Source organism: Kitasatospora sp. NPDC058048, from assembly GCF_042885555.1.
In the GTDB taxonomy this organism is placed as follows: domain Bacteria; phylum Actinomycetota; class Actinomycetes; order Streptomycetales; family Streptomycetaceae; genus Kitasatospora; species Kitasatospora lactacystinica.
Genome location: NZ_JBHVRT010000059.1, coordinates 21,973 through 48,484, shown reverse-complemented (window position 1 = coordinate 48,484; position 26,512 = coordinate 21,973). Strand labels below are relative to the sequence as shown.

Here is a 26,512-nt window from a genome sequence, read left to right as displayed (position 1 = left end):
CGGCCCTCAGCGGGACCCGGCCGTCCGTGCCAGGGCGGCGCCGGCCGGCGGCCGGCGCCGCCCCTCGCTCAGGCGGGCGCGCAGCAGGGAGAGGATCAGCCACCGGCGCATCGCCCCGACGTGTCCCGGGGAGCCGTGGACGTCGTCGAAGACCTTGAACCGGGCCCGCGGTGCCAGCAGCGCGAGCCGGCGGTGCTCGCCCTGCGGGATGATCTCGTCGCGGGAACTGGCCACGTAGTCGACCGGGATGTCCACGGATCCGAGCTGGGCCGGGGTGAGCGGGAACTCGGCCAGGACGTCCCGGAGTTCGTCCCGGTCCGCGGTCCGGGTGAGCCGGCGCAGGGTCTCCACGGTGATGCCGGGGACCTCGGGCCACCAGGCGGAGTCGGTGAAGAACCCGGCGACGGGCGCCCCGACGGTGTGGATGCTGCGGATGCGGGGGTCCTCGGCGGCGGCCCGCAGCGCCAGGTGCCCGCTGAAGCTGAGGGCGAGCGCCGCCGTCTCGGCGACCCGCGCGCGGTCGGCCAGCCGGTCCAGCAGGTACGGCAGCAGGCGCCAGGAGTCGGCCCGGTACGGAAGCGTGTTCTCGCCGACCCCGGGCAGTTCGGTGGCGACGGCGGCGAAGCCGAGCCGGGCGAACAGCGGAAGCGTCGGAGCCCACTGCTCCTTGACGCTGACGATGCCTCCCATGATCAGCAGCAGCGGCCGCGGCCGGTCCGCCGACAGGCCGGACGCCCAGGCCGCCAGGTTGCCGTCCGGGTGCTCGAACTCCAGCCGCTCGATGCCGTTGCGGCCGGTGCGCCGCCAGGTGTCGAAGGCGTCGACGCAGCGGCGCTGGGCCTCCAGCCGGTCCTCGTCGCCGTGGTACGGGAAGCGGGCGAGCGCGTAGCGCCGGCAGGCGTCGAGCGGGCGGCCGGCCCGCAGCCGGTCGCCCTCGGCGGTCCACACCCGCGCCCAGGAGCCGGGGTCGCCGGGTTCGTCCCCGGTGATCCGGGACAGTACGGACCGGACGTACTGCTCCGTCAGGCCCTGGCCGCGTCCGTGCAGCCGGGCGAACTCCTTGAGCTCTGCCAGATGGTCCATCGTGCGTCCTCGGGTCGGCGGGGGCGGTAGGCGGGGGGCGGGGTGGTCGGCACGGGCCGGGCCGGGGGCGGCCCCGGCCCGGCCCCGCCCGGAAGGACAGTGCGGGTGGCGGCTCAGGCCGTCCCCGCGGCGCCGGCGGGGCGGTCCGGACCCGCGCCGTCCTCGAAGCCCTCCAGGGCCTGCTTGAGGTCGGCGAGGACGTCGGCGGCGAGGGCGCCGTCGATGACCCGGTGGTCGAAGGTGAGGCCGAGCCGCATCAGCGGGGCCACCGCGACGCGGCCGTCCCGCACCACGGGCCGGTCGAGCACCCGGCCGGCGTTCAGCGTCACCGCGGTGCCGCCGCCGGCGTGGAAGCCGTCCACCGGGCGGTGCCCGAGCGAGCTGACCGCGACGGTGCCGAGGACGCCGGGGCGGCGCCGGGGGCTGCGCAGCGCGGCGGCGAAGGCCAGCCGGCCGAGCGGGACCGGCAGCCGGCCCAGCATCCGCACGCCGCGGAACTCCGGGAGGTCGGCGGCGGCGGTGTCCCGGTAGCGGTCGATCCGCGCCTGGATGGCGGGCAGGTCGGCGCTCTCCAGGCCCGGCAGCAGTGCGGAGAGCACGGTGCGCTCGCCGTCGACCGGGCGGTCGAGGGCGAGCTTGGCGGTGACGCCGGTGAAGCGGACCGTCCGGGGGCCCCGCAGGCCGGGCCAGCCCGGGGCCAGAACGGCGTTGGCCTCGGGGTGGCGGTCCAGCACGCGGCCGGTGGCGTGCAGCAGGTAGGCGACCACCGAGTAGCGGCTCCCGGCCGCCCCGGCCTCGGCGCGGTGGCGCTGGACGCGGGTCATGTCGACCTCGGTGTCCAGGTGCACCGGGCGCTGCCGGGCGGCGTACTCCAGGAAGTAGAGGGTGTGCCGCCGGCGGCGCTCGGGGTGCGGGCGGGCGGCGGTCACCGGTCGACCGCCAGCCGGTAGATCTCCTCCAGGCTGCGGGCCTCCATCACCCGTCCGACCGGCAGCGGCCGGCCGGTGCTCCGCTCCAGCGCGGTGACCAGCTTGAGCAGGTAGAGGGAGTCCCACTCGGGGATCCGGTCGAGGTCGGCGGCGATGTCCCCGTCCGCCAGCGGGATGCCCAGTTCCTCGCGGACCAGGCGGGCGAACTCGTCGACGGTCTGCATCATGCGTCCAATCGGTGACGGAGTGTCACATCTTCTCCAGGGCGAAGCCCGCCTTGATCCACTTGCTGGACTCCACGGCCACCGCGAGGGCCTTCTCGCCGCGGGACATCTGCCCCAGCAGCCGCTCCAGCTGGAGGAAGGGCAGCGCGTTGCCGTTGTTGCCGGTGTCCGCGACGCAGGACACCTCGGTGGCACCGGGCACGTCGAGCTGCTCGTGGATGCGGCGGGTCATCCGGCCGGACAGCTGCGGGGGCAGCAGGTAGTCGAGCTCCTCGGCGGACCAGTCCAGGTCGTCGAGCAGCTCCCAGAGGATCTCCACGGCCATCACCGGGACGAACTCCTCGATGGCCTTGTAGTCCTCCCGGACGGCCTGCCGGTCGTCGTACCGGTCGGCCAGGCCGAACCAGTCGATGACCTGGCCGGGCTCCCGGCCGAGGCCGGTGAACCGGTTGAGCACCCGGCGCAGCGCCACCGCCTCGCCCCTGGGCTCGGCGGTGAGCACCGCGGCGCCGGCGCCGTCGCCGAAGAGCACGTAGTTGACCAGGTCGCTCGGCGCGGCACCGGCCAGGTCCCGGTCGAGGTCGAGGTGCTTGCTGCAGACGTCGCCGCCGATCACCAGGCCGGCCCGGTGGCCCTCGCCGGCGATCAGGGTCCGGCCGAGCCCGAGCGCCTGGACGGCACCGGCGCAGCCGGACTGGAGCTGGTACGTGGGCACCTGGTCCAGGCCGAGCTGGTCGGCGATGTGGTTGACGGTGGCGGGCATCAGGTGGTCCGGGGTCGCGGTGCCGAGCACCACGAAACCGATCTCCGCCGGGTCGATCCCGGCGGCGGCGACGGCCCGGGCGCCGGCCTGGGCGCACAGGTCGGCGAGCGACCAGCGCACCGTGCCGGTGGCGAGGTCGCGGGCGAAGTGGCGGGTGCGGGTGCCGATGAAGAGGTCGATCCACTCCTCGTTGACCCCCAGCACCTTGGCGAGCGCGGCGTTGTCGACCGGGTCGCCGGGCAGGGCGGTCCCGACCGAGGCGAGGTACGCCTGGACGGGATCGCGCTCGGGTGGCGGCTGCATGGTGTGCGGTCCTTTCTGCGGGACGGGTTCAGACGGCGGCGGTGTGCCGTTCGCCCAGGAAGCCGATGAGGTCGCCGACCGAGGACAGCCGGGGCAGCAGGTCCTCCACGCTCAGCGGTTCGAGGCCGGTCAGCCGCTCCTCGATGCGCTTCTTGAGCTCCATGACCATCACCGAGTCGAAGCCGAGGTCCTCGAAGAGCCGTGCGTGCGGGGTGATCTCCTCGGGCGCGTAGCTGCCCACCTGGGCGACGGCGGCCAGGACGGCGCCGGCCACCGGGTCCGGGGCTCGGAGGCCCGGGTCGGACCCGGTCGGCCGCGGGTCGGCGGCGGACGGGTCGGGCGCGGACAGATCGGACGTGAACGGGTCGAGCGCGGACTGATCGGACGTGGACCGAACGGGCGGGCGGGCCCAGAACCGGCGGTCGTCGGCGAAGGCGTACGGGGCCAGCCGGTGCGCCCTGCGGTCCTCCTCGGCGTACACCGCGTGCCAGTCCGGGTCGGCCCCGCCGCGGAACAGCTCGGCGACGGCCTCGGCCAGCTCCCGCCCGCCGGCCTGCTCGCCCGGCACCGGCAGGACGCCGCGCGGGCCCGCCCCGGCGGGGGCACCGCCCAGCCGGCGGGCCATCGGAACGAGCACCGGCCGCGGGCCGACCTCCAGCAGGTGGGTCGGCGCGTCCGCGAGCAACTGCCGTGCGGCGTCCGCGAACAGCACCGGAGCGCCGATGTGCTCGACCCAGTAGGCCGCGTCCATCGGCTCGGCCTCCAGCAGCCTGCCGCGCAGCGTGGAGTACACCGGCAGGGCCGGGACGCTCCCGCCGGCCTCCTCCGCGATCGCGGCGAAGCGTTCCAGCACGGGCTCCATCAGCGGCGAGTGGAAGGCGTGCGAGACCTCCAGGCGGCGCGAGCGCACCCCGGCGCGGGTCAGCTCCTCCTCGATCCGGGCCAGCGCCGCGAGGTCTCCGGAGAGCACGGTGGCCGTGGGCCCGTTGACGGCGGCGATCCCGATCAGCGGTTCGCCGGCGATCCGCTCGGCCAGCACGGCGGCCTCCGCGCGCACCGCCAGCATCCCGCCGCCCGCGGGGAGTTCCTGCATCAGCCGGCCGCGCGCGGAGACCAGCCGGGCCGCCTGCTCCAGAGGCAGCGCGTCGGCGAGCACCGCGGCCGCGTACTCGCCGATGCTGTGGCCGAGCAGCATCCCGGGGCGCACCCCGAGTTCGGTCAGGGTGGCGGCCAGCGCGTAGCCGACCGCGAACAGGGCCGGCTGCGCCCAGCCGGTGCGGTGGACGGCGGGGTCCGCGGCGAGCAGCAGGTCGCGCACCGAGCCCTCGGTGTGCGGCCGGAGCGCCTCGTCCGCCCGGTCGAGGTGGCGGCGGAACAGCGGGGCGTCGCGGTAGAGGCCGGCCGCCATGCCCGGGTACTGCGAGCCCTGCCCGGTGAAGAGCAGGGCCACCCGCGGCCGCCCGCCCGGCCCGCCGGTGAGGCGGGTCAGCAGGTCCTCGTCGTCGGCCGCCCGGCGCAGGACGGCCGCCAGGTCGGCGGTGTCGGTGGCCGGTACGGCGAAACGGTGCCGGTGGCCGGTCTTGAGCCGGGTGCTGCTCCAGCCCACGGCGCCGACCGGGGTCACCCGCTGGCGCTGGAGGGCGTCGGCCTGCGCCACCAGGTTGCGGCGCAGCGCCTGCGCGGTGGGCGCGGTCAGGGTGAACACCGCCGCCCCGAGGCCGGTGGGCCGGGCGGCGGATCCGGCCGTGGGCCGGGCGGCGCCGCCGGGCGCGGACTCCAGCACCGCGTGGGCGTTGGTGCCGCCCATGCCGAAGCTGCTGAGGCCGCCGACGGTGGTTCCGGCCGCCAGCCGCAGGGGCGCCTTGAGCAGCCGCAGGCCGTACTTGGAGAGTTTCAGCGCCGGGTTCTCCCTGGCGGCGAACCGGCTGGCGGGCACCACCCGGTGGTGCAGGGAGAGCGCCACCTTGATGAGTCCGGCGATCCCGGCGGCGCCCTCGGTGTGGCCGAGGTTGCCCTTGACCGAGCCGAGTGCCAGCGGCTTGCCGGTGCGGTCGGCGTGCAGGTCGCCGAGCGCCTTGACCTCGATCATGTCGCCGAGCACGGTGCCGGTGCCGTGGCCCTCGGTGAAGGCGACGTCGGACGGCTCGACCCCGGCCCGGCGGTAGGCGGAGGCCAGCACCTCCTGCTGCGACCAGCGGTTGGGCGCGGTGAGGCCGTTGCTGCGCCCGTCCTGGTTGACGGCGGTGCCGCGGATGACCGCGTACACCGGCTGCCCGTCGGCGATCGCGTCCTCGAGGCGGCGCAGCACCACCGCGCCGACGCCCTCGCCGCGGCCGATGCCGTCGGCGTCGGCGCTGAAGGGCTTGCAACGGCCGTCGGGCGCGGAGAGCCCGGCCTGGGTGTAGAAGATGCCGAGGGCCGGTGTGAGGGCGATGTTCACCCCGGCCGCGACGGCGGTGTCGCACTCCCCCGCCAGCAGGGCGTTGCACGCCAGGTGGACGGCGACCAGCGAGGAGGAGCAGGCCGTGTCCACGGCCAGGCTCGGGCCCTTGAGGTCGAGGTGGTAGGAGATCCGGTTGGCGGTCATGCAGTAGCCGTTGCCGGATCCGACCTGCGCGGTGACCCGCGCGTAGTCGGTGAGGTGGAGGTGGGCCCACTCGTTGCCCATGATGCCGACGAAGACCCCGGTGCCGGTCCCGGCCAGGCTCTGCGGCGCGATTCCGGCGTCCTCGACCGCGCGCCAGGCGCACTGCAGGACCAGCCGCTGCTGGGGGTCCATCGCAGCGGCCTCGCGCGGCGAGATCGCGAAGAACTCGTGGTCGAAGGCGTCCGGGTCGGTGATGAAGCCGCCGCTGGTGGTGTTGGAGTGCCCCTCGGCGCCTTCGGGCGAGTAGAAGTCGTCGGCGTTCCACCGCTGTTCGGGTACCCGTCCGACGCCGTCACCGGAGCGCATCAGCAGGTCCCAGTACGCGGCGGGGTCCGGTGCGCCGGGGAAGCGGCAGTCGATGCCGACGATGGCGACGGGCTGCATCATGCCTCTCCCACGGTGGCGCGCAGCTCCTCCACCAGGTATCCGGCGAGTGCGTCGACGGTCGGGTAGTCCCAGGCCACGGTGGGCTCCAGGACGAGGTCGAAATCCTCCTCGATGTCGCCGCACAGGCTCAGCGCGGCGACCGAGTCCAGGCCGTACTCGGCGAGCGGGACGCCGGGGGAGATCTCGTCGGCCGGGCGCTTCAGGTAGAGGGAGATCCGGTCGGCGAGCCAGCCGGTCAGGGTCTCGACGGTGTGCTCGCCGAGGGTGGCCGGAAGGCCGGTGGTGGGGACGGTCATGAGGTGCTCCTCGCTGCGTGGGAAAGGACGGGGCGGCCGGTCAGCCGGCCAGCGGGGTGTCGTAGAGGTCGTAGCCGCGGCGCTCGTGGAAGCGGCGCAGCAGTTCCTGGTGGACCGTCTCCTCGCAGCCGGCCGGCAGGTCGGCCGGGCGCCGTCCGAGGCGCCGGGCGAGCCGGTGCAGGGCGGCCGCGGCCCAGGAGGGGTCGGCGAGGAAGGGGTCGGTGCCGTCGGCCCGGGCCGCGCGCCGGACGCCGAGGACGGCGGCCGCGGCGAGGACCACCGCGTAGCGGTCGGCCAGGGCGAAGGCGCCGGGGCCGGCCAGGGCGGTGCGGTCCCGGGGGGCAAGGGCGAGGCTGTCCTGCTGGATCCGCCGCAGCTCGTCCACCATGGCGAGCGCGAGGGTCCGCAGGGCCCGCTCCTCGGGCGCCGGGTCGGGCCGGTCGTCGCGGGAGGCGACCAGCGAGGCGCTGAGGCTGTCCCGCCCGGCGGCGAGGGTGAGCCGGTCGAAGGGGATCCCGGGCAGGTCCGTGCGGGTTTCGAAGAGCGCCGCGGGCGCCTCGTCGCCGGTGAACCAGGCCCGCCGGGCGAGCCTGGCCAGCTGCGGGACGACGGTGGCCTGGCAGGCCGCCGAGCCGGCGTGGCCGAGGCTGAGCACCGGGAGGTCGCGCAGGTGCTTCTGGAAGGCGCCGAACTCGCCGTCGCGGAGGTAGAACCGGGCGCCGAGCACGATCGACAGGTCGTTCATGACCTCCGTCAGCACCTTGGGCACCAGGTACTTGACGACGGCGGCGGACACGCTGGTCTCCTCCGGCAGGAGGTGCACGGCGCGGGTTCCGACCAGGGAGAGGCTGTCGCAGACCAGCAGGTCCAGGAAGGCGCCGGTGAGGGTGGAGCGGGCGTGCGGGATCTCCGCGACCGGGCGCCGGTAGAGGCGCCGGCCCAGGGCGAACCCGACGACGGTGCGCAGGCCGGTGTCGGCGGCTCCGAGGGCCATCCCGGGCAGGACGCTGCGGGTGATCTGGAAGGAGCGCAGCGCCAGTTCCGCGCCCTGGCCCTGCTCGCCGACCAGGGTGGCGGCCGGGACGGGGCAGTCGTCGAAGTCCAGGCCGGAGATCCGGCAGCCGCGCACCCCGGCGGTGGGGTGGCGGGGCAGGGTGGCGAAGCGGGCCGGGTCGAGCTGGTCGCGTTCCGCCAGCAGGACCGAGTGGCTGCGGGCGCCGGGCGCGTCGTCGGTGCGGGCGAACAGCGCGAAGGCGGCGGCCCGGTCGGCGTTGTTGATGACCTGTTTGCGGCCGTGCAGCCGGTAGCCGCCGGGCTCGGGCCGGGCCCGGAAGTCGTTGCGCAGGAAGTCGTTGCCGTGCGCCAGCTCGTGGTAGGCGACCGAGACCTTGGCGCCGCCGAGCAGCAGCTCGGCCAGCCGGGAGCGCTGCTGCGCGCTGCCCGCGGTCCAGACGTTGACGGCGGCCATGAACGAGGTGACGCCGTGGCCGAGGCCGAGTGCGACGTCGCGCCGGAAGACCGGCCGCAGGGTGCGGGCCAGGGTGTCGATCCGGGTGAGCCGCCCGCCGAGTTCGGCGGGGACGAATTCGGCGGTCAGGCCGAGGTCGTCCAGCAGGTGTTCGCCGGCCCCGGACAGCTCGCCGGCCTCGTCGGCGGCCAGCAGCCGTTCGGTGCCGACCGGGTTGGCCGGGTCGCCCGGGTCGCCGAAGCGGCGTTCGAGCTCGGCGACCCGGTCCCGGGCCGCGGTCTCCTGGGCCCCCTCCCGGGGGCGGTCGGCGGGGGCCTCCGGACGGGGCAGTCCGGGGGCCGCGGAGTCGGTCAGCATGGCGCCCCCTCGGCAGGACGGTCGTCGGTGGGTGCGGGGCGGTGCAGCCGCAGCGGGAGCAGGGAGTGCAGCTCGCCGGCCGCCCGGGTGTCGCGCAGTCGTGCCAGCAGCGCGGGGTAGGCCTCCGGCCGGGGGTCGTCCTGTTCGCCGAGCCGGACCAGCAGCCGGTCCAGGGCGGGCCACAGCCAGACGCCGTCGCGCCAGAGCGCGCCGGTGCGTCCCCGGGCGGCGGCCCGGTGGTTGTGCGCCCACAGGCCCAGGCAGGCGGCGCCCGCCAGGCAGAGGCTGTAGCGCCGGGCGACCTCGAAGGCGGCGGTCGGCACGTCGGAGACCGGGGAGCGGTGGGCGGCCATCTCGGCGTGGACCTGGCCGGTCGCGGCGAGCAGCAGTTCGGCGGCCTCCAGGGCGCCGTCGAGCGCGGGGTCGTGCCCGGCCTCGGCGCGCAGGGCGGCCACGGAGGCCGGCAGCGACGCGACGATGCCGCTGCCGCCCTTGGCGACCAGGGAGAGCCGGGAGGGGTCCAGGGCCGGCAGCGGCGCGGCCAGGTCGAAGGCGGTGGCGGCCCCGGCGGTGTCCCCGGTGCCCCGCTCCCAGCCGCGGGACAGTGAACGGAACTGGTTGACCAGGGAGTTGAGGTTGACCAGGGTGTTGCCGTCGAACAGTCCGACGATCCGGTGGTCCCGGTCGACCTTCTGGAACATGCCTCCGGCGTGCTCCCCCTTGAGGAAGGCGCGGGCGCCCAGCAGCCGGGTCAGTTCGGCGATGACCTGCTCGGTGCCGGTGGGCACCAGGTACTTGGTGGCGGCGGCGGCCACGCCGAGTTCGCCGGTGAGGGTGTGGACCGAGCGGATCGCGACCGTCGCCAGCGCCTCGCCGACCAGCACATCGGCGGCGGCCGAGGCGAGCACCTGCCGCGCCTGCGGCAGGTCCACCAGGCGGCGGCCGTACAGCTCCCGCCGCTCGGCGAAGTCCAGGGCCAGCGCGAGGGCGTGGTCGGCGGCGCCCAGCGACAGCGCGGCGCACATCGTCCGGGTCAGCTGGAGCGCCTTGAGCACCGTCTCCAGGCCGCCGCCCTCGGTGCCGACGAGGGCGGCGGCCGGCACCGGGGCCCGGTCGTAGGCGATGCCGCTGATGTCGGCGCCGCGGATGCCGTGGGTGCGGATCTTGTCGAGGCAGCGGTAGTGCTCCGGGCCGAGGCCGCGCTTGTCCATCAGCAGCACGCTGAACCCGCGCGGGCCGCCGGCCGGGTCGGTGCGCACGAGCGCGGACAGGACGCTGCCCCGGGTGGCGTTGTTGATCAGCCACTTCTCGCCGCTGACCAGCCAGCCCCCGGCGCCGTCCGGTTCGCCGTGCACCTCGTCGGCGAGCAGGTCGCTGCCGTGCGCCCGCTCGGTGAGGCCCAGCGACACCGGGACGCCGGCGCGGATGTCCGCGGCCAGCCGGGCGGCCTGCTCGGGGCTGCCCGACACCCAGACGCAGACGCCGCCCAGGTAGGTCTTGCCGTGGCCGATCGCCACGGTGAGGTCGCGGCGGGCGACGGTCCGCATGACCTGCATGACGGTCTCGTAGTCGGTGAGCCGGCCGCCGTGCTCGGCGGGCACGTAGTGGTCCTGGAGGCGCCAGTCCTCCAGGACCCGGCAGATGTCGGCCGGGAAGGTCTCGCTCTCGTCCAGCTCCAGGCTGCGGGCGTACGAGAACACGGTGCCGGGGGCGTCCGGGTCGCCGAGGAACTGTTCGAGCTCCTCGGCGACGCGGTACGGCGCGTGGTCCATGTCAGCCCACCGGTTCCGGGTCGCGGGTGCCGACGAGCTCGCGCACCGCCGGGTCGAGCACGTCGTGCAGCGGGGTGACGGCGCCCTCCAGGAACAGCTTGCGCATCAGGGTCCGCTGGATCTTGCCGCTGGTGGTGCGGCGGACGGTGCCCGGGCGCACCAGCAGGACGTTGCCCGCGGGCACCGCGAACTCCCGGCTGACCAGGGCCTGGACGGTGGCGGTGAGCTTCTTGAGGTCCTGGTCCGCCAGGGCGCTCGGGCGGACCTCGTGGATCACCACCAGGTGCTCCTGGCCGGTGTCGACGGCGAAGACCGCTCCGGCGCCGAAGGCCGTCGGCTCCAGGGCGCGCACCGCGTTCTCCACGTCGTACGGGTAGATGTTGCGGCCGTTGATCAGGATCATCTCCTTCAGCCGGCCGGTCACGAACAGTTCGCCGCGCTCCACCGCGCCCAGGTCGCCGGTCCGCAGCCAGCGGCCGAGCTCCTCCGCGCCGGTGATCCGGGCGCCGAACACCTCCGCGTTGACCTCGGGGCGGTCCCAGTAGCCGGAGGAGACGCTGGCGCCGCGCACCCAGATCTCGCCGACCTCGCGCTCGGGGCGTTCCGCACGGGTCTGCGGGTCGACGATGCGCACCTCGAAGTCCTCGGAGCCCACGACGCCGCTGGAGGCCAGGGCCCGCGTCGGCTCCCGGAGGAACGGCCCCTCCAGCCGGCCCGCCTCCAGGCCCGCGGCGTCCACCTCGCGCAGCACCGCCGGCCGGCCGTGCCGCTTGCCGGAGACCAGCAGCGTGGTCTCGGCCATGCCGTAGCAGGGGAAGAACGTGTCGGCCCGGAAGCCGTACGGTCCGAAGCGCTCCGCGAAGGCCCGCAGGGTGTCGGCCCGGACCGGCTCCGCACCGTTGCAGGCGACCTGCCAGCTGGACAGGTCGACGCCCTCCAGGTGGGCGTCGGTCACCCGCCGCAGGCAGAGGTCGTAGGCGAAGTTGGGGGCGGCGGAGATGGTCACCCGGTGCTCGCCGATCAGTTCCAGCCAGCGCACCGGACGGCGCAGGAAGGAGGTCGGGGACATCAGCACCGCGCTGGTGCCCAGCCACAGCGGGTGGAGCACGTGCCCGATCAGGCCCATGTCGTGGTAGAAGGGCAGCCAGCCGCCCAGCACGGTGTCCGGGCCGCTGCCGGTGGAGCGCTGGATGGCGGCCTCGTTGGCCAGCAGGTTGGCGTGCGAGACCATCACGCCCTTGGGCTCGCTGGTCGAGCCGGAGGTGTACTGGAGGAAGGCCAGGTCCTCGGGGCGCAGCCCCGGGTCGCGCCAGGCGGCGGCGTCGCCCACCGGCCCGTCCGTGGCGAGGCAGAGCACGTCGGAGAAGCCCTCGTCCGCCAGCCACGCCCCGACGTCCGGCGCGTGCTTGCCGATGGTCAGCACGGCGCCGACCCGGGCGTCCCGGACGATCCCGGACACCCGCTGGAAGTGCTGGCCCTGCTCCGTGGGCAGGGGCGCCGGGACGGCCACCGCGCCCGCGTACAGGCAGCCGATGAACGCCGTCAGGAACTCCAGTCCCGACGGGTACAGCAGCAGCACCTGCCGGCCGGTCATCCCCCGCTCCTGCAGCCAGGACGCCAGCTCCTTCGCCGACCGGTCCAGGCCCGCGTACGTGAGCCGTTCCGGTTCCACCCCCCGCACCCCGTTCTCCAGGAACAGGTAGGCGTCCGCATCCCCACGCTCTGCCGCCCGCGCGAGCACCAGCTCCGCGAACGATCGGAAACCCGCCACCGTCAATCCCCCTCGTTCGGTCGACACGTCCGGACCGATCATCAGTTCGAGCACTAAAGCCGCCGTTGCGCTACACGCGCCTGCGCAGGCCCTCCAGTTGGGCCCACAGCTCCTGCTCCCGCTCCGACAGCGGGACCCCGCGCAGCAGGCGCTCGGGGTGGTCCGCCGGCGGTTCCTCCAACGGCGCGGGCGCCGGCTCCCGGCCGACGGTCAGGTGGTACTCGACCGTCACCGCCCCGAACATCGCGCCCAGGTTGGCCAGCGCCCGGACCCAGCCGACGGCCAACCGCCGCAGCGCCGCACGCCGCCGCTCCCCCGGCCCCACCGCTACGCCCCCCGGTCCGGGGCCCGGTCGAAGTCCGCGGTCAGGGCGACGTGCCCCGGCACCTCGGGCAGGACCTCCAGGTCGTGCCGGAAGGACACCTCCCCGGCCGCGTCCTCGCCGGTGGGCACGAAACCCAGCGACGGATAGAACCCGCGCACCTTGCCGTTCTTGGCGGTGGGCCGGAACCGGGCGTGCACGGCCGGCGCCCCGGCCCGCCGGGCGCGCTCCAGCACGGCGGCCAGCGCGGCCTGTTCGATGCCCCGAGCGAAGACCCGGCAGCTCAGCAGGGCGTTGTCGATGTGCCAGCCGTCCGGGGCCGTGCGCACCAGGACCAGGCCCACCAGCCCGTTGTCGCCGAACCGGTCGGTGGCGCGGACCGCGAGCACCAGGTGCTCCGCCGCGTCCGTCCGGGCCCGGACGTCGGCCGCCTGGAGCCGCTCGGTGGTGAGGTTGAACTGGTTGGTGCGCAGGGTGATCTGGGAGGCCCTGGCCACCTCGTGCTCCCGCACCGGCGAGAGCGAGACCCGCACGTCGAGCCGGGCCAGGTAGTCCTCCATCGAGCCGGCGCCGTCCAGCAGGTCCTGCCGGGCGGCCTCGGAGCGGTACTGGTCCGCGCGGACCCGGTCCTCCGCGGTGAGCGCGGCCACGTCGAACCAGCCGTCCGCGAGCAGCCGCTCCACGTGCAGGGCCGGCTCCTCGTCCAGGCGGACGACGGCCACCTGGGGCAGGCTGCTCGCGACCAGCCCGCACTCGAACGGCGAGTCGTCGACGAAGACGAAGCTGTCCACGCCCAGGTTGAGCCGGCGGGCGATGTCCAGCAGATTGCCGTCCTTGGGCTCCCAGTTGGCGTTCACCCGGACGAAGTCGCCCTCCCGGAGCACCATGTCGGGGTGGTCGCGCAGCACCCCCAGCACCGCCTCCTGGTCGTTCTTGCTGGACACCGCCAACAGGACGCCCTGGGCTCCTATCTGGGCCACCACCCGCTGGAAGCGGCCGAACGCCTCGCCCCGGTAGGTGGTGGCCGCGGCGATGCCCTCCGGACCGTCGTCGCCCAGGATGCCGTCCCACAGGGTGTTGTCGAGATCGACCACCAGCACCTTCCTGGCCCGGCCGCGCAGGCCGCGCACCAGGTGGCCGACCTCGCGGGCGTACGCCGCGAGCAGCTCCTCGCCGAGCTGCGCCTTGGCGTAGGCGGCCAGCCGGGGCTCGTTCACCGGTCCGCCCGCGGCGACCAGCGGGTCCAGGTCGACCACGCGCACCCGCTCGTGGTCCAGGGCGATGCGCAGCAGCCCGGCGTTGAACTCCCGCCACGCGATGCCGATCCGCGCCCGGGAGCGCGCGTCGACCAGCTGGCGGGTGTGGACGGGCAGCAGCGGCACCGTGTTGAGCACCAGGGTGCCGGTGCCGTGCCCGACGTAGCGGGCGGCCAGCGCGGTCAGCAGGCGCAGCTTGGCCGCGACCGCGTCCTCCAGGTCCTCCGCCCGCCAGGGGTGCGGCAGTTCGTCGAACACCAGCTGGGCGTCCAGCACGCACAGGGCGAGGTCCACGCCCGCCGCGTACAGCTCGCTGCCGGTGTCCTGCAGGTCCCGCAGCCAGGAGCCGTAGTCGGTGGTCGTCGTCCTCGCCACGAAGCCGTGGCGGGCGAGCTCGGCGGTGAGCGGGGCGGTGAGGGAGCCGAGCGTGGAGTGGCCGGTGACGGCCACGCCGACCGCCTCCAGCCCCTCGTGGCGGGCCAGCACCTCGGCCGGGTCGAGCCGGGCCAGCAACTGCCCGGCCCGGGCCAGGTCCCGCCCGGACGTCCCGGCCGGTGCGCCCGCCGCCAGTTCGGCCAGCAGCCCGGGCACCTGCGGGTACTCCTCGGCCAGCCGCCCCTCGCCGTGCAGGGCGCGCAGCCGGTCCAGCGGGCCGGTCCGCTCGCCGGTGGCCGTGTTCACAACCGCGGTCACGGTCTCTCCTTCGCTGCCTCTGATGGACGCGCCGAGCCTGCGCGGACCCTCTTAAGGCGTCCTTGCGCGCGGGCCGGGGCGCAACGGCCGCTCCCGGGCCCGCGACGTCGTGTCGCCGGCCCGGGAGCTGGTGGTAGCGGTGGTGCTCAGCGGCCGGCCGGAGCCCCGTCGCGCTCCGGTGCCGGTCCCGGGCCGGGGGCGTTCCCGGCCGTCCCGGCCTGTTCCGCGGCCTGTTCCACCGCCTGTTCCACGACGGCCTGTTCCTCGGCGGCCCGGCGGCGGCGCAGGCGGGAACGCACCCAGAAGGCCGCGCGGACCACGACGGCGATGATCGCCGCGGAGATCACCGGATGTCCCGGGGCTGAATGTGACGCATGGCGGCTCCCGCTCTGCTGGTGGGACGACGGACGGGTCGGGCGGGTGTCAGGCCGGGTCGGCCGTCCGCCCCGCGCGCAGGGCGGAGACGACGTTCCACAGCCGGTCCGGGGTGGAGAAGGTGTCGCTCACCAGCTCCCCGTCGGGGATGCCGATCCCGTACAACTGCTCGACCTGGACGAGGAGTTCGACCATGGCGAGCGAGTCCAGGCCCGCGGCGCGCAGGCTGGCGTCACCCGTCAGCGGGCCGCGGGCGGCGAGCCGGGGCAGGGTTCGGAGCAGCAGTTCCTCGAAGGCCGTGTCCCACGGCCGGTCCTGGCGGGTCTCGTCGGTCATCGGTGCTACCTCCGTGCGGTGGATGGGTCGGTGGCGTCGGCGGCGCCGTCGCCGGGCTCCAGGGCCCGGCGCTGCAGCGCCAGCCGGGTCGCGGAGACCACGCGGTCGCCGTCGACCAGCACCTCGGCCGGGGCCCGGTGGCCGAGGAAGCCGAGCAGGCTGGCGGTGAGGCCGTACGCGCCCACGTTGGGAACGGCGAGCAGGTCGCCGGAACGGACCCCGGGCAGCTCCACGGCCCGGGCCAGGATGTCCGCCGGGGTGCAGAGCGGACCGGCCAGGGTCACCGGCTCGGCCGGCTCCCCGGCGGCCGGGGTCCGGGCCGGCCCGGTCGGCTGGGCCCGCAGGGGCAGCAGCCGGCCCAGACCGGACAGCCCCCCGAGGTGGTTGATCCCGGCGTCGAGCACCGCGTAGGTGCTGCCCCGGCTCGGTTTGACGTCGGTCACGGTGCTCAGCAGCCGCCCGCTGTCGCCGACCAGGTAGCGGCCGGACTCGAAGGCGACCACCGGCCGCCCCTCGCGCCAGCCGGGCAGGTTCTCGTCCAGCACCTCGGCCAGGGCCTCCCGCAGCCGCCGGTACACCGGCCGCTCACCGGCCGTCGCGTACGGGCAGGCGAAGCCGCCGCCGAGGTCCAGCAGCTCCAGCTCGATGCCGAGCCGGTCGCGCAGGTGGGCGGCGGTGCGCACGCTCTGGGCGAGTTCGGCGATCAGGCCGTCCTCGTCCGCGGAGTTGGTCAGCGGGAAGAAGTGCAGCCCGACGACCCGGGTGCCGGCGACCCGCAGGCGGTCGGCCTCCTTCGCGAGCCAGTCCAGGTCGAAGCCGAACTGGGAGGGGCCTCCGGTCATCCGCAGCCCCGCGGTGCCCGGCGCGCCGGCGGCGTTGATCCGCAGCACGCAGTCGGCCACCGCGTCATGGGCGGCGGCGGCCGCGCCGACCCGCTCCAGGTCCCCGAAGGACTCGACGGAGAAGGCGCGCACCCCGGCGCGCACCGCCTCGTCCAGCTCGGCCGCCACCTTGCCCGGCCCGGAGTACAGCAGTTCCCCGGCCGGGTGCCCCGCCTCCAGCGCCGCGGCCAGCTCGCCGCGCGAGGTGACCTCGGCGTGCACGCCGCCGCGGCGCAGTTCGGCGACCAGGGCGGGGTGGGGGTTGGCCTTCAGGGAGTAGTAGATCCGGGACGGCTGCGGGACGGCCTCGCGCAGGTCCCGGGCGGCGGCCCGGACCCGGGCCGCGTCGTAGACGTACAGCGGACTCCCGTACGCCGAGACGAGTTCAGGATCGGTGGTCATCGCGGTCCTTTCGTAGCGGCGTGCGCGGCGCCCCGCGGTCGGTGCCCCGCCGGCGCGCGGCCGGTCGCCTGCCTGGTGGCGGCGCGCCGGGAGCGCGCGAGCGTCTCCTGACGCACCGCCACCACCATCCTGCGAGGGCGGACTTGGGCGCCGCTAAAAGCGATCCGGCCCCGGCTCCGCCGTACGGGCCCGGGGCGCCCGGATCAGGCGACCGGCCGGCGGACCCTCTCGGCGGCCGGCGCGGCGGCCGGCTCCGGGACAGGGGCCGGCTCCGGGGCGGCCGGGCCCTCCATGCGGTCCAGCCGCAGCGCCGCGTGCAGCCTGCGCAGCGGACCGGGGGCCCACCAGGTGGCGGAGCCGAGCAGCGCCATCAGCGCGGGCACCAGCAGCGCCCGCACCACCGTGGCGTCCAGCAGGACGGAGAACGCGGCGCCGAGGCCCAGCTCCTGGACGAACACCAGCCGGGACATCGCCAGCGCGCCCACCGCGACGCAGAACAGCGCGGCGGCGCTGGTGACGGTGGAGCCGATCTGCGCCAGGCCGTCGGCCACCGCCTCCCGGTCGCCGCGGCCCGCGGCCCGGGCCTCCTTGATCCGCCCCAGCAGGAAGACGTTGTAGTCGGTGGAGAGGCCGAAGGCGAGCGCGAAGACCAGCACGGGCGTGGTGGTCTCCAGCCCGCTGTGGGCGGCGAAGCCGAGGTTGCCGTCCTGGAAGACCCACACCAGGAAGCCGAACGCGGCGCCGGTGGAGAGCAGGTTCATCACCAGGGCCAGCAGCGGCAGCAGCACCGATCCGGAGAAGGCGAACAGCAGCAGCACCGTCACGCCGGCCAGCACGCCGAACGCCAGGGGCAGGCGGTCGGCGATGCTGCCCCGCTGGGCGAGGAAGTCCGCCGTCGTCCCGGTGAAGCGGGCGGTGACGGGCGCCGCCACGTCCTGGACCCGCTCGCCGGCCCGCAGCGCCGGACCGTCCAGCGGGTTGCCGGCGAGGACGGCGTCGATCTCCCAGTGCCCGGCGTCCAGCCGCTGCGGCTCGCCCACCGATTCCACCCCGGGCACCGCGGCGACCCGCCGGGCGTACTCCTGGAGCCCGGTGTCGTCGGCGGTGTCGAGGACGATCTGGAACGGGCTGGTGGCGATCTCGCCGAAGTCGCCGCCGAGCCGCGCGGCGACCTGCCCGGCGCTGATGTCCTTGGGGAGCGAGGTCGGGTCGACGCCGGTGAACCGCACCCCGGTGAGCGGGGAGGCGACGAGCAGCAGGACGGCGGTGGCGACCAGCGTGAAGACCGCGGGCCTGCGCATCACCGCCGAGGCCAGCCGGTGCCAGCGCCCGGCGGTGGCCTGCCCGGCCGCCGCGGACCGCTGCCAGCGGCGCGGCGCCAGCGCGTTGATCCGGTGGCCCAGCACGGCGAGCAGCGCGGGCAGTCCGAGCAGGGCGAACAGGGCCGCCGAGACGACGGTGATGACGCCGGCCAGGCCCATGGACCGCAGGTACGGGTGCGGGAACACCATGATCGCGAGCAGCGCGGCCGCCACCGTGAGCGCGCTGAACAGCACGGTGCGCCCGGCGGTGGCGACCGTCCGCCGCAGCGCCTCGGCGCCGGGGCCGTGCTCGGCCAGCTCCTCCCGGTAGCGGGTGACGATCAGCAGGCCGAAGTCGATGGACAGCCCCAGCCCCAGGGCGAAGGCCAGGCTCATCGCCCCGGTGGAGACGTCCATCGCGGTGGTGGCGATCCGCAGGCCGGCCATGGTGAGCAGCAGCGAGACGACGGCGCCCAGCAGGGGGACGAGGGCGGCCACCAGGCCGCGGAAGACCAGGAACAGCGCGATCAGGATGACCGGCGTGGCCAGGCCCTCGGCCTCGGCCAGGTCGGTGTCGGAGACCTGGGCCACCTGGACGTGGCCGGGCGTGGCGCCGCCGAGCCAGGCCCGGCCGTTCAGCGCCGGGTCGTCCTTGACGGCCCGCTGGAGCTCCTGCTCGGCGGCCTTGGTCTCCGGTTCGGCCATCGGGCGCACGGCGCCGACCACCACCGTGCTGTGCCCGTCCCGGGAGATCAGCGCGGGGTCGGCCGAGTAGTCGACGACCCGCTCGACCTCGGGCCGGTCCTTCAGCAGCCGGACGGCCGCGGTCACGGCGGCCGGGGGCGCTCCGGCGCCGCGCAGCTGCTCGTCGGTGCGGACCAGCAGCAGGTAGCCCTGCTGGGAGTCGATGCCGGTGGCGCGGGTGATCGTCTCCCGGGCGACGACGTTGCCGCCGCCCGGGTCGTCGTAGTCGGACAGCCCGTTGGTGAGCCTGTCCCCGACGGAGCCGCCGAAGACCGCGGCCAGCACGGTGATCAGCAGGGTCAACAGCAGGGAGGCTCTCCGTCGCCCGTGCAGAGCGGAGCCCAGAGCGGTGAACATCGGCATTCCTTCCGTCGCGCGGCCGTGGTGCGGCAGCGCGGGCGCAGAAGCGGACACGGCCGCCCCACCCTCGGCGAAGGCCCTTGGCTCTCGCTTGAGCGGGGCGTGCCCGTCCGCTGACTGCACGTCACCGGCGCGGCGCGGCGCGGCGGCCGGACGGTCAGGCCGGCTCCCCCGCCAGCAGGGCGCGCAGCGCCTTGCCGTCCGTCTTGCCGTTGGCGGTGAGCGGCAGCGCGGGCAGCACCCGGCAGAGGTCCGGGACCTTGGCCGCCTCCAGCCGGTCGGCCAGCCTGCCCAGCACCTGCTCGGCGGTGACCTCGCCGACCACGAACAGCACCATGTCCCGGTCCTCCTCCGGGGCGAGCAGGGCCGCCTCGCGGACCCCGTCGATGTCCAGGACGGCGGCCTCGATCTCCACCGTGCTCATCCGCGAGCCGCGCCGCTTGAACAGGTCGTCGCGCCGGCCCTGGAAGTACAGGTGGCCGTCCTCGTCCAGCCAGCCGTAGTCGCCGGTGCGGAGCGTGACCCGGCCGTCCTCCGGGCTCACCCGGAACCGCTGCGCGGTGGGCTCCGGGGCCTGCCAGTAGCCGGCCATCACGTGCGGGCCGCGGACGGCGATCTCGCCGATCTCGTGCGGCGGCAGCGGCCGGCCGTCGTCGTCCAGCGTCAGCACCTCGGTGCCGGGCAGCGCGCGCCCCACCGAGCCGGGCCGGGCCAGGTCGCCGTCGGGCTCCAGGACGGTGATCCGCTTGCACTCGGTGGTGCCGTACATCGGGGCCACGGCCGCGCCGGGGAAGGCCTCCCGCAGCGAGGCGATCAGCGGCGGGTTGAGCGCGGCACCGGTGTTGGTGAACAGCCGGACCCCGGTGGGCCGCGGGTCCCGGGAGGCCAGGCGCACCAGCAGTTCGCCGAGCGAGGGCACCAGCGGCACCACGGTGGCGCCGTGGTCGCGGGCGAACCCGAGCAGCCGGGCGTGGCCCTCCGGGCCGGACAGCAGCAGTTCGGCCCCGGCCAGCGCCGAGAGCAGCACCTGGTAGAGGCCGTAGTCGAAGGAGAGCGGCACGGCGGTCAGCACGACGTCGTCCGGGCGGTAGTTCAGCCGCCGGGCGATCGCCCGCGCGGCGAACACCACCTGGGCGTGCGGGCAGGCCACGGCCTTGGGCGCGGCGGTGCTGCCGGAGGTGTAGATCAGCAGCGCCAGCCGGTCGGCGGGCACCAGCGCCTCGCCGCGCCCGGCCGGGTCGGCGGGCCCGGAGAGGTCCAGCTCGGAGACCACGGCGACGGGCACCCCGGCGGGCCAGCGCAGCCCGTCGGCCTGCTCCCGCTCCGCCGCCTCCGCCACGATCAGCGACGGCGCCGAGTCGGCCAGCACCGGCCCCAGGTGGAAGGCCCGCATTGCCGGGTTGACGGGAACCAGCACGGCGCCGCTCCGCCAGGCCCCGAAGAGCAGGGCGGTGAACTCGCGGCAGCTGCCCACCCGGGCCAGCACCCGGTCGCCCGGCCGGATGCCGTGGCCGGCCAGGATCCGGGCGAAGGAGTCGGCGGCGGCGTCCAGTTCGGCGTACGTCCAGGCGCCGTAGCGGTCCCGTACGGCGGGTGCGTCCGGGCGGGCGGCGGCGGCGGCGCCGAGGAACTCCTCGGCCGCGTTGGCGATCCGGGCGGCGTGCTCCGAGCCGGCGGCGGTGGCGACCCCGGGTACGGGTACGGTCTCGAACGTGCGCGTGGTCAATGCTCCCCCTAGTCGGTGACGGTGACGGGTGGTCGGGCATCTGGCCGTGCGCGGCCCCCCGGCCTCGTCCCGCATCGTCCGAGAGGGGGCTTTGGCACCGCTAAAAGCGCGCCGGCCCGGGGGCCGTGCCGGGAATCGCGCCGGGGGCCGCCCCGTAGCGGCGCAGCACGGCGGAGAGGAGCTCCGGGAACCCGGGCGCCTCCCGGGGGAAGAAGTGGCCGCCGGGCACCACGGCGATCTCGCTCTCCCGGGTGGAGTAGCGCGCCCACTCCCGGACCTCGGGCACCGTGACCAGCCGGTCCTCGGCCCCGCCGAAGGCGTGCAGCGCCACCGGCAGCGGCGTGCGGGCGACGGTGCCGGCGGCGGCGCACAGCCGCAGGTCGTCGCGGACGATCGGCAGCAGGGCGGCGAGCCACTCCGGGTGGTCCAGCAGGATCCGGGGCAGTCCGCCGTAGGCGTCCAGGGTCCGCACCAGGTCGGCGTCGGGGATGCCGGGCTCGTCGGGCAGCGGCGCGGGCAGGTGCGGCGCCCGGTGGCCGCCGAGCACCAGGGCCGCGGGCAGCCGGGCGCCGCGGGCGTGGCGGTGCTGGGCGAGCGCGAAGGCGATCAGGGCGCCCATGCTGTGCCCGTAGAGCACGTGCGGGTGGTCGAGTTCCGGCCCGAGCTCCGCGTCGAGGTCGGCGACCAGGTCGTGCAGGTCGGTGAACCGCGGCTCCGCCATCCGCCCCTCCCGGCCGGGCAGTTGGACCGGGAGCAGCTCCGCGTCCGCGGTGATCCGGCGCTGCCAGCCCGCGTAGGCCGAGGCCCCGCCGCCCGCGTACGGGAAGCAGAACACCCGCAGTCGTCCCGGGGGTGGCGGGGTGCGGGTGAGGTAGCGCGTCATGGTACTGGGTCTCCTCTCGGCCGGGCGGCGCCCGGCGGCCGAGGCTCCGCACCCTGCCCCGGCGTCCTCTCGCGCTCCGCCCGCCCGGCCCCGGTCGGGGGTGCCGGGCCGGGCGGGCGGAGCGGCGGGTTCGGCCGGTGGGGGCGGACCGGCCGACGGTCCGTCAGCTTTGGTGCGGGCCCTAAAGAACGGGCTGCGCTGGGCCGGTGGCCGTCGCCGGCCGGGCGGGCGCGGCGGCGGGCGCGGCCCGCCATCGGGCGCGTTAAGCGGGACTGAAGCCCGGGGCGGCACGGTACGGGCGGGGCACCCTGCCCGGATCAGTGTCCGACGCCGCCGCACCGAAGGAGCGCGCCTGTCATGCGCCGCATCTCGTCCGAGGTCCACATCGCCGCCACTCCCGGCGAGGTGTGGGCCGTGCTCACCGACTTCGCCCGGTTCCAGGAGTGGAACCCGTTCCTGGTCCGCGCCGCGGGAGAGGCCGAGCCCGGGGCCCGGCTGGCGCTCCGCTTCCGGCTGCCCGGCGGCCGCGAGATGGACTTCACGCCGACCGTGCTGGCCGCGGAGCCGGGACGGCTGCTGCGGTGGCGCGGCCGGCTCGGGGTCCCGGGGATCTTCGACGGGGTGCACGCCTTCGAACTGACCGCCCGGGACGGCGGCACCCACGTCCTGCAGAGCGAGCGGTTCAGCGGGCTGCTGGTCCCGCTGACCGGCTCGATCGTGCGTCAGAGCGCCCGGGGTTTCGTCACCCTGACGGACGCCCTGAAGGCCCGGGTGGAGGAGCAGGCCCTGCAAGAGCGCCTTTAGCCCACCGCTGGACCATCGATCGACCCGTGACCCCCGGAGAGGCAGGATGACGATGACAGCAGAGCTGACCGCCCAGGTGTGCGTGGTGGGCGGTGGACCGGCCGGCCTCACCCTCGCGGTGGAGCTCGCCAAGCGCTCGGTCTCCGTGGTGGTGCTCGAACAGAGCGGCCACTTCAACCGCTCCTTCCGGGGCGAGTCCGTGTCGCCCGACTCGGTGTGGCTGCTGGAGCGGCTGGGACTGCTCGACGCCCTCGACGGGGCCTACCAGCAGATGCACCACATGGAGATCGTGGACGGCGGGCGGACCGTCATGCGCGCCGACTTCGACGACTTTCCCTACCCCCACCCCTACCCTGTGGAACTGCCGCAGCCCGCGCTGCTGTCCGCGCTGGCGGAGGTGGGCGAGGGCCTGCCCGGCTTCACGCTGCTGCGCCGCGCCACCGCCGTCGCGCTGGAGCAGGACGGCCACGGCACCGTCACCGGGGTGCGGGCCCGTACCCCGGACGGCGAGATCACCGTCCGGGCGGCTCTGACCGTGGGCGCCGACGGGCGGTTCAGCAAGGTCCGCGAGATGGCCGGGCTGCCGTACCGGAAGGTGCCGCTGGACCGCGACGTGGTCTGGTTGAAGCTGCCGTTCCCCGCCGAGTGGGACGACCGCACCTACCGCATCCGCATCAGGGGCGACCAGCACGGCCTCTTCATCCCCACCCACCCCGACAGCGTCCGGGTGGGCTTCAACATCCCCAAGGGCGGCCTGAAGGAACTGCGCGCCAAGGGTCTGAACGCCCTGTACGAACGGCTGGACCAGCTGGCCCCGGAGCTGTCCGGTGCCGTGCGCCAGGAGATCACCAGCTGGTCGGACACCTCCATGCTGGACATCTTCACCAGCGTGGTGCCGAACTGGTCGATGCCCGGGCTGGTGCTGGTCGGGGACGCCGCGCACACCCTGACGCCGATCCTCGGGCAGGGCGTCAACCACGCCATCATCGACGCCGTCACCCTGGCCCCGCTGCTGGAGCGGGCGTTCACCGCCGGCGGCGGGCCGGCGGTCACCCGGGCCACCGCACAGTTCCAGCGCTCGCGCGAGGAACCGGTGAGCCGCTCCCGGGGGCTGCAGCTGCGCCAGGAGAGGCTGTTCGCGCTGCACGGCCCGCTGGGCGGCACGCTGCGGCGTTCGCTCTACCAGGTGCTCGACCGCAGCCCCCGGCTGAAGCGGCGCGTCCTGGCCGGGGCCTACTTCCAGCTGCAGAAGCCCAGTGCGGCGCACCGCGCCGCGCGGATGCGGGCCGGGACCTGACGGCCCGTCACCACTCCACCCGGCTACGCCGCTGCCCGGGTCCCGGACGGGACCCGGGCAGCGGCGTTCCGCGGCCGTGGCCGGTCACCAGGTGACCGGCAGGCGCTCCAGGCCGTGGACCATCATCCCGGTGGTCATCCGCAGGTTGTCGACCTCGTCGGCGAGCGCGAGGTTCGGGAAGCGGCGCAGCAGCGTCGACAGCGCGATCTGGAGCTCCGCCCGGGCCAGCGCGGCCCCCAGGCAGAAGTGGGCACCGTGGCCGAGGGCGAGGTGCCCGGTCGCCGAGGCGCGGGTCGGGTCGAAGGCGTCCGGGTCGCCGTCCGAGAAGCGGTCGGCGTCCCGGTTGGCCGAGCTGGTCGCCGCGATCACGCCGCTGTTCTTCGGGATCACGGTGCCGCCGATCTCGACGTCCTCCAGCGTGACCCGGTACGGGCCGCCGTCGCCGATGGGGTTGATCCGCAGCAGTTCCTCGACCGCGTGCTCCATGAGTTCCGGCCGCTCGCGCAGCGCGGCCAGGTGCTCGGGGTGGCGCAGCAGGGTCAGCACGCAGGTGCCGATCATGCTGACGGTGGTCTCGTGGCCGGCGACCAGCAGCGTGATGCCCATGACGATGAGCTCCATCTCGCTGAGGCTGCCCTCCTCGTCGTGGGCGTTCACCAGGGCGCTCATGAGGTCCTCGCCGGGCTCCTCGCGCTTGGCCTGGACGAGCCGGCCGAGGTAGCCGAACAGCTCCATGCGCTTGGCGTTCATCTCCTCCGGCGACATCGAGGTCAGCGAGACGAATGCGTCCGACCAGCCCCGGAACTTCTCGCGGTCCTCGAAGGGCACCCCGAGCAGCTCACAGATCACCATCGCCGGCAGCGGGAAGGCGAAGACCGTGTTCAGGTCGACCGGACCGTCCGACTGCTCCATCCGGTCGAGCAGTTCGTCGGTCAGCTCCTGGATGCGCGGGCGCATGTTCTGCACCCGGCGGGCGGTGAACTCGCGCGACACCAGGCGGCGCAGCCGGGTGTGCTCGGGCGGGTCCATGGTGAACAGGCTCGCGGGCATGGGCGGCAGGTTGGTCAGCTTCGGCGCGTCCGGCTCCACGGTGGCGGCGCGGCTGAAACGCAGGTCGGACAGGACCGTGCGGACGTCCTCGTAGCGGCTGACCACGTAGCCCTCGTCGCCGCTGGGGAGCCGGACCTTGGCGACCGGGCACTGGGCGCGCAGGTCGGCGTAGACGGCGGGAACCTGCACCGCCGAGGGACGGTGGAACGGGTACTGAAGCTGGTCCTGGCCGGCTGAGGACGCGGTGCTGTCCATGGGCTGGATGCTCCTTCTGCTGGGTGGTGGTCGGTCACCGCCCACGCTCGCAGCCGGGGCTAGCGGCCCGGTAAAGGACACCGGGGCGGGGCCGGCCGGACACGCCTCGGGCCCGCGGCCGTGAGGACGCGGGCCCGGTGTCGCGAGGTCCGTCAGGAGGCGGCGGGCCCCCGGCGCAGGGCGTGTCCCAGCGCGAGGTGGGTCAGCCAGGCCATCCCGAAGGTGAAGGCCGCGGAGGTGTCCTCGGGAGGGCCCGGGATCGCCGTGCAGACGAGCATGACGGCGAGCGGTATCCAGACCCGCAGCAGCGCGTGCCGCACGACCGCCGCCCGGGGCGCGAGCCCGGCCAGGAGGGGGACGAGGAGCCCGGCGACGGCGAGCACGAGCGTGAGGCCGGTGTACTTCGCCGCCTCGAACACCGTCCAGACGAGCAGGAGGAGTCCGAGCCCGCCCCAGGCCGCGCGCCCGGCTCCGGACGCGGGGGTGGGGGTGGGACGGACGCCGGCGGTCTCTGGGGTCATGTCGTCTCCGCTTTCCGTGTCATGCGCCTCTTCCGTCAGGGCACTGATCGTCAGTATCCCTCGTACCACGGCGTTTTACCGCTGGTCGGCCGGACGGGGCCGGGCCCGGTCCCGCCCGGTCAGCCCGCCGTCCGCAGACCGGCCGGCTCCCAGTCCGGCTGCCCGGTGATCTCCAGGACCGCGCAGGTGAAACTGAAGCCGGATCCGCCGCCGACCATCAGGACCCGGTCGCCCGGGGCGAGCCGGCGGTGCTCCAGCAGGTGGTTGAGGGCGGCGATCTGGTCGCCCGCGCCCAGGTGGCCCACCCGGCGGGCGAACTCCCAGGTGGACTTCTCGAACGGGATGCCCAGCAGCTGCGGCACCTGCCACTCCATCCGGCTGCGGCCGCTCGCCAGCGTCACCACCCGGGCGATGTCCTCGCGGCCGATGCCGGCGTCCGCCAGCGCGGTGTCCACGGCGGCGCTCATCACGGCGCCGACCCGCTGGGTCGCCTCGCGCAGGCCTCCCGCGTCGGTGCGCATGAAGTGGCCCACCCGGCCGAGCAGGTCCAGCGGTTCACCGGTGGGGACGGCCTTCAGCTCGGGGCCGCGGACCACCGCCTCCATGGCGTTGTCCGAGCCGCTGGCGGTGGACAGCAGCCGGGCGATCCCGCCCCGGCCGGACAGCACGATCGCGGTCGCGCCGTCGCCGTAGACGAAACCGGGCTCGCTGCTCCACCTCTTGATCAGCGGTGCGCCGAACCGGTCGGCGGTGGTGACCACGGCCGCCTTCTCCGGCTGACCGGCGACCTGGCGGGCGGCCAGCTCCAGGGCCCCGAGGGCGGCGTTGCACTCCTGCTGGAAGCCGAAGGCGATGGTGTCCCGGCCCAGCGCGTGGCCGGCGACGTAGGACGCGGCCGGCCACATCTCGACGCCCTGGAACCAGACGCCGGAGTGGATCAGCAGCCCGACCTCCGAGGCGTCCAGGCCGGACCGCTTCAGGGCGGTGGTGGCGGCCTGGACCGCCATGTCCGGCGGGGCGGTGCTCTCGTCGGCCACGCAGACCGAGAGCAGGTCGTCCTGCTCGGCCTGCTCCGCGTCGTAGCGACCGTCCTCCACGGCCGTGCGGGCCGACTCCGGCTCCGCCAGCCACACCCCGGTTCCCGCCACGTAGACGTCTTCAAAGCGCATGGGTCGCTCCCTCTCAGCACGGACCTTCCCCGCATGATCGGCGGGGCGGCTTTGGCTCGGCTAAAGAGCACCGCCGGAGTCTGGGCGCCCGGGCCGCGCGGACCACCGCGCGGCGAGAAGCGCGGAGGAGCCGCCCC

The 26,512-nt window shown here is 75.2% G+C and carries 22 protein-coding genes; 2 read left to right on the top strand and 20 right to left on the bottom strand.

The window, feature by feature from the left end; all coding sequences use genetic code 11:
• Window positions 1–6: 6 nt before the first annotated feature.
• From ACFVVA_RS38930 to ACFVVA_RS38850, 17 genes are all read right to left on the bottom strand, one after another.
• Entirely contained in the window at window positions 7–1,083 is a 1,077-nt protein-coding gene (locus tag ACFVVA_RS38930) for an alpha/beta fold hydrolase (protein ID WP_387695429.1), read from the bottom strand.
• Window positions 1,084–1,196: 113 nt separating this feature from the next.
• On the bottom strand, window positions 1,197–2,012 hold the full coding sequence (locus tag ACFVVA_RS38925) for a 2-oxo acid dehydrogenase subunit E2 (protein ID WP_387695428.1): 816 nt from the start codon (window positions 2,010–2,012) through the stop codon (window positions 1,197–1,199).
• Complete coding sequence (locus tag ACFVVA_RS38920) at window positions 2,009–2,239, bottom strand: acyl carrier protein (protein WP_359914409.1); 231 nt, start codon at window positions 2,237–2,239, stop codon at window positions 2,009–2,011. The genes ACFVVA_RS38925 and ACFVVA_RS38920 overlap by 4 nt, the downstream gene beginning before the upstream one ends.
• 22 nt (window positions 2,240–2,261) lie before the next feature.
• On the bottom strand, window positions 2,262–3,302 hold the full coding sequence (locus tag ACFVVA_RS38915) for a 3-oxoacyl-ACP synthase III family protein (RefSeq protein ID WP_359914412.1): 1,041 nt from the start codon (window positions 3,300–3,302) through the stop codon (window positions 2,262–2,264).
• Window positions 3,303–3,330: 28 nt separating this feature from the next.
• Complete coding sequence (locus tag ACFVVA_RS38910; RefSeq protein WP_387695432.1) at window positions 3,331–6,333, bottom strand: type I polyketide synthase; 3,003 nt, start codon at window positions 6,331–6,333, stop codon at window positions 3,331–3,333.
• Window positions 6,333–6,632, bottom strand: a complete 300-nt coding sequence (locus ACFVVA_RS38905; protein WP_387695427.1) for an acyl carrier protein — start codon at window positions 6,630–6,632, stop codon at window positions 6,333–6,335. Before ACFVVA_RS38905 ends, ACFVVA_RS38910 begins: the two co-directional genes overlap by 1 nt.
• Window positions 6,633–6,672: 40 nt before the next feature.
• Entirely contained in the window at window positions 6,673–8,457 is a 1,785-nt protein-coding gene (locus tag ACFVVA_RS38900; protein WP_387695426.1) for an acyl-CoA dehydrogenase, read from the bottom strand.
• Window positions 8,451–10,229, bottom strand: a complete 1,779-nt coding sequence (locus ACFVVA_RS38895) for an acyl-CoA dehydrogenase family protein (RefSeq protein ID WP_387695425.1) — start codon at window positions 10,227–10,229, stop codon at window positions 8,451–8,453. The genes ACFVVA_RS38900 and ACFVVA_RS38895 overlap by 7 nt, the downstream gene beginning before the upstream one ends.
• A gap of 1 nt (window position 10,230) precedes the next feature.
• On the bottom strand, window positions 10,231–12,000 hold the full coding sequence (locus ACFVVA_RS38890; RefSeq protein WP_387695424.1) for a fatty acyl-AMP ligase: 1,770 nt from the start codon (window positions 11,998–12,000) through the stop codon (window positions 10,231–10,233).
• Window positions 12,001–12,070: 70 nt separating this feature from the next.
• Window positions 12,071–12,286 carry a DUF6059 family protein gene (locus ACFVVA_RS38885; protein ID WP_387695423.1) on the bottom strand — a complete coding sequence of 72 codons (216 nt, stop codon included), beginning with the start codon at window positions 12,284–12,286 and terminating at the stop codon, window positions 12,071–12,073.
• 41 nt (window positions 12,287–12,327) lie between these two features.
• Window positions 12,328–14,271 carry an HAD-IIIC family phosphatase gene (locus ACFVVA_RS38880; RefSeq protein ID WP_387695422.1) on the bottom strand — a complete coding sequence of 648 codons (1,944 nt, stop codon included), beginning with the start codon at window positions 14,269–14,271 and terminating at the stop codon, window positions 12,328–12,330.
• 146 nt (window positions 14,272–14,417) lie between these two features.
• Window positions 14,418–14,618, bottom strand: a complete 201-nt coding sequence (locus ACFVVA_RS38875; protein ID WP_387695421.1) for a hypothetical protein — start codon at window positions 14,616–14,618, stop codon at window positions 14,418–14,420.
• A gap of 76 nt (window positions 14,619–14,694) precedes the next feature.
• Window positions 14,695–14,982: a phosphopantetheine-binding protein gene (locus tag ACFVVA_RS38870; RefSeq protein ID WP_387695420.1), complete on the bottom strand. Its 288-nt coding sequence runs from the start codon at window positions 14,980–14,982 to the stop codon at window positions 14,695–14,697.
• A gap of 5 nt (window positions 14,983–14,987) precedes the next feature.
• Window positions 14,988–16,265 carry a type III PLP-dependent enzyme gene (locus ACFVVA_RS38865; protein WP_387695419.1) on the bottom strand — a complete coding sequence of 426 codons (1,278 nt, stop codon included), beginning with the start codon at window positions 16,263–16,265 and terminating at the stop codon, window positions 14,988–14,990.
• A 203-nt stretch (window positions 16,266–16,468) separates the two neighbouring features.
• Window positions 16,469–18,667, bottom strand: a complete 2,199-nt coding sequence (locus ACFVVA_RS38860; protein ID WP_387695418.1) for an MMPL family transporter — start codon at window positions 18,665–18,667, stop codon at window positions 16,469–16,471.
• A gap of 160 nt (window positions 18,668–18,827) precedes the next feature.
• Complete coding sequence (locus ACFVVA_RS38855; protein WP_387695431.1) at window positions 18,828–20,321, bottom strand: class I adenylate-forming enzyme family protein; 1,494 nt, start codon at window positions 20,319–20,321, stop codon at window positions 18,828–18,830.
• A gap of 175 nt (window positions 20,322–20,496) precedes the next feature.
• The gene (locus tag ACFVVA_RS38850) at window positions 20,497–21,279 is read right to left on the bottom strand and encodes a thioesterase II family protein (protein WP_387695417.1); all 783 of its coding nucleotides are present in this window, start codon (window positions 21,277–21,279) and stop codon (window positions 20,497–20,499) included.
• A 357-nt stretch (window positions 21,280–21,636) separates the two neighbouring features.
• Between ACFVVA_RS38850 and ACFVVA_RS38845 the strand changes: the two genes are divergently transcribed.
• Both ACFVVA_RS38845 and ACFVVA_RS38840 read left to right on the top strand, forming a co-directional pair.
• Window positions 21,637–22,083: an SRPBCC family protein gene (locus ACFVVA_RS38845; RefSeq protein ID WP_387695416.1), complete on the top strand. Its 447-nt coding sequence runs from the start codon at window positions 21,637–21,639 to the stop codon at window positions 22,081–22,083.
• A gap of 46 nt (window positions 22,084–22,129) precedes the next feature.
• Window positions 22,130–23,380 (top strand): FAD-dependent oxidoreductase, encoded by a 1,251-nt coding sequence (locus ACFVVA_RS38840; protein WP_387695415.1) that lies wholly within the window; start codon window positions 22,130–22,132, stop codon window positions 23,378–23,380.
• Between the two features lie 84 nt (window positions 23,381–23,464).
• Here ACFVVA_RS38840 and ACFVVA_RS38835 read toward each other — a convergent pair whose 3' ends face one another.
• The 3 genes from ACFVVA_RS38835 to ACFVVA_RS38825 form a co-directional block, all read right to left on the bottom strand.
• Window positions 23,465–24,685, bottom strand: coding sequence for a cytochrome P450 (locus tag ACFVVA_RS38835; RefSeq protein WP_387695414.1), 1,221 nt, complete (start codon window positions 24,683–24,685; stop codon window positions 23,465–23,467).
• Between the two features lie 152 nt (window positions 24,686–24,837).
• Window positions 24,838–25,206, bottom strand: a complete 369-nt coding sequence (locus ACFVVA_RS38830) for a hypothetical protein (RefSeq protein WP_387695413.1) — start codon at window positions 25,204–25,206, stop codon at window positions 24,838–24,840.
• Between the two features lie 119 nt (window positions 25,207–25,325).
• On the bottom strand, window positions 25,326–26,375 hold the full coding sequence (locus ACFVVA_RS38825) for a ketoacyl-ACP synthase III family protein (RefSeq protein ID WP_387695412.1): 1,050 nt from the start codon (window positions 26,373–26,375) through the stop codon (window positions 25,326–25,328).
• Between the last annotated feature and the right edge of the window lie 137 nt (window positions 26,376–26,512).

Bases quoted from the DNA above. Each gene is read 5' to 3' on its own strand.
- ACFVVA_RS38930 (WP_387695429.1), bottom strand. From the start codon at position 1,083: ATGGACCATCTGGCAGAGCTCAAGGAGTTCGCCCGGCTGCACGGACGC.
- ACFVVA_RS38920 (WP_359914409.1), bottom strand. From the start codon at position 2,239: ATGATGCAGACCGTCGACGAGTTCGCCCGCCTGGTCCGCGAGGAACTG.
- ACFVVA_RS38915 (WP_359914412.1), bottom strand. From the start codon at position 3,302: ATGCAGCCGCCACCCGAGCGCGATCCCGTCCAGGCGTACCTCGCCTCG.
- ACFVVA_RS38910 (WP_387695432.1), bottom strand. From the start codon at position 6,333: ATGCAGCCCGTCGCCATCGTCGGCATCGACTGCCGCTTCCCCGGCGCA.
- ACFVVA_RS38905 (WP_387695427.1), bottom strand. From the start codon at position 6,632: ATGACCGTCCCCACCACCGGCCTTCCGGCCACCCTCGGCGAGCACACC.
- ACFVVA_RS38900 (WP_387695426.1), bottom strand. From the start codon at position 8,457: ATGCTGACCGACTCCGCGGCCCCCGGACTGCCCCGTCCGGAGGCCCCC.
- ACFVVA_RS38895 (WP_387695425.1), bottom strand. From the start codon at position 10,229: ATGGACCACGCGCCGTACCGCGTCGCCGAGGAGCTCGAACAGTTCCTC.
- ACFVVA_RS38870 (WP_387695420.1), bottom strand. From the start codon at position 14,982: ATGACCGACGAGACCCGCCAGGACCGGCCGTGGGACACGGCCTTCGAG.
- ACFVVA_RS38865 (WP_387695419.1), bottom strand. From the start codon at position 16,265: ATGACCACCGATCCTGAACTCGTCTCGGCGTACGGGAGTCCGCTGTAC.
- ACFVVA_RS38860 (WP_387695418.1), bottom strand. From the start codon at position 18,667: ATGTTCACCGCTCTGGGCTCCGCTCTGCACGGGCGACGGAGAGCCTCC.
- ACFVVA_RS38850 (WP_387695417.1), bottom strand. From the start codon at position 21,279: ATGACGCGCTACCTCACCCGCACCCCGCCACCCCCGGGACGACTGCGG.
- ACFVVA_RS38845 (WP_387695416.1), top strand. From the start codon at position 21,637: ATGCGCCGCATCTCGTCCGAGGTCCACATCGCCGCCACTCCCGGCGAG.
- ACFVVA_RS38840 (WP_387695415.1), top strand. From the start codon at position 22,130: ATGACGATGACAGCAGAGCTGACCGCCCAGGTGTGCGTGGTGGGCGGT.
- ACFVVA_RS38835 (WP_387695414.1), bottom strand. From the start codon at position 24,685: ATGGACAGCACCGCGTCCTCAGCCGGCCAGGACCAGCTTCAGTACCCG.
- ACFVVA_RS38830 (WP_387695413.1), bottom strand. From the start codon at position 25,206: ATGACCCCAGAGACCGCCGGCGTCCGTCCCACCCCCACCCCCGCGTCC.
- ACFVVA_RS38825 (WP_387695412.1), bottom strand. From the start codon at position 26,375: ATGCGCTTTGAAGACGTCTACGTGGCGGGAACCGGGGTGTGGCTGGCG.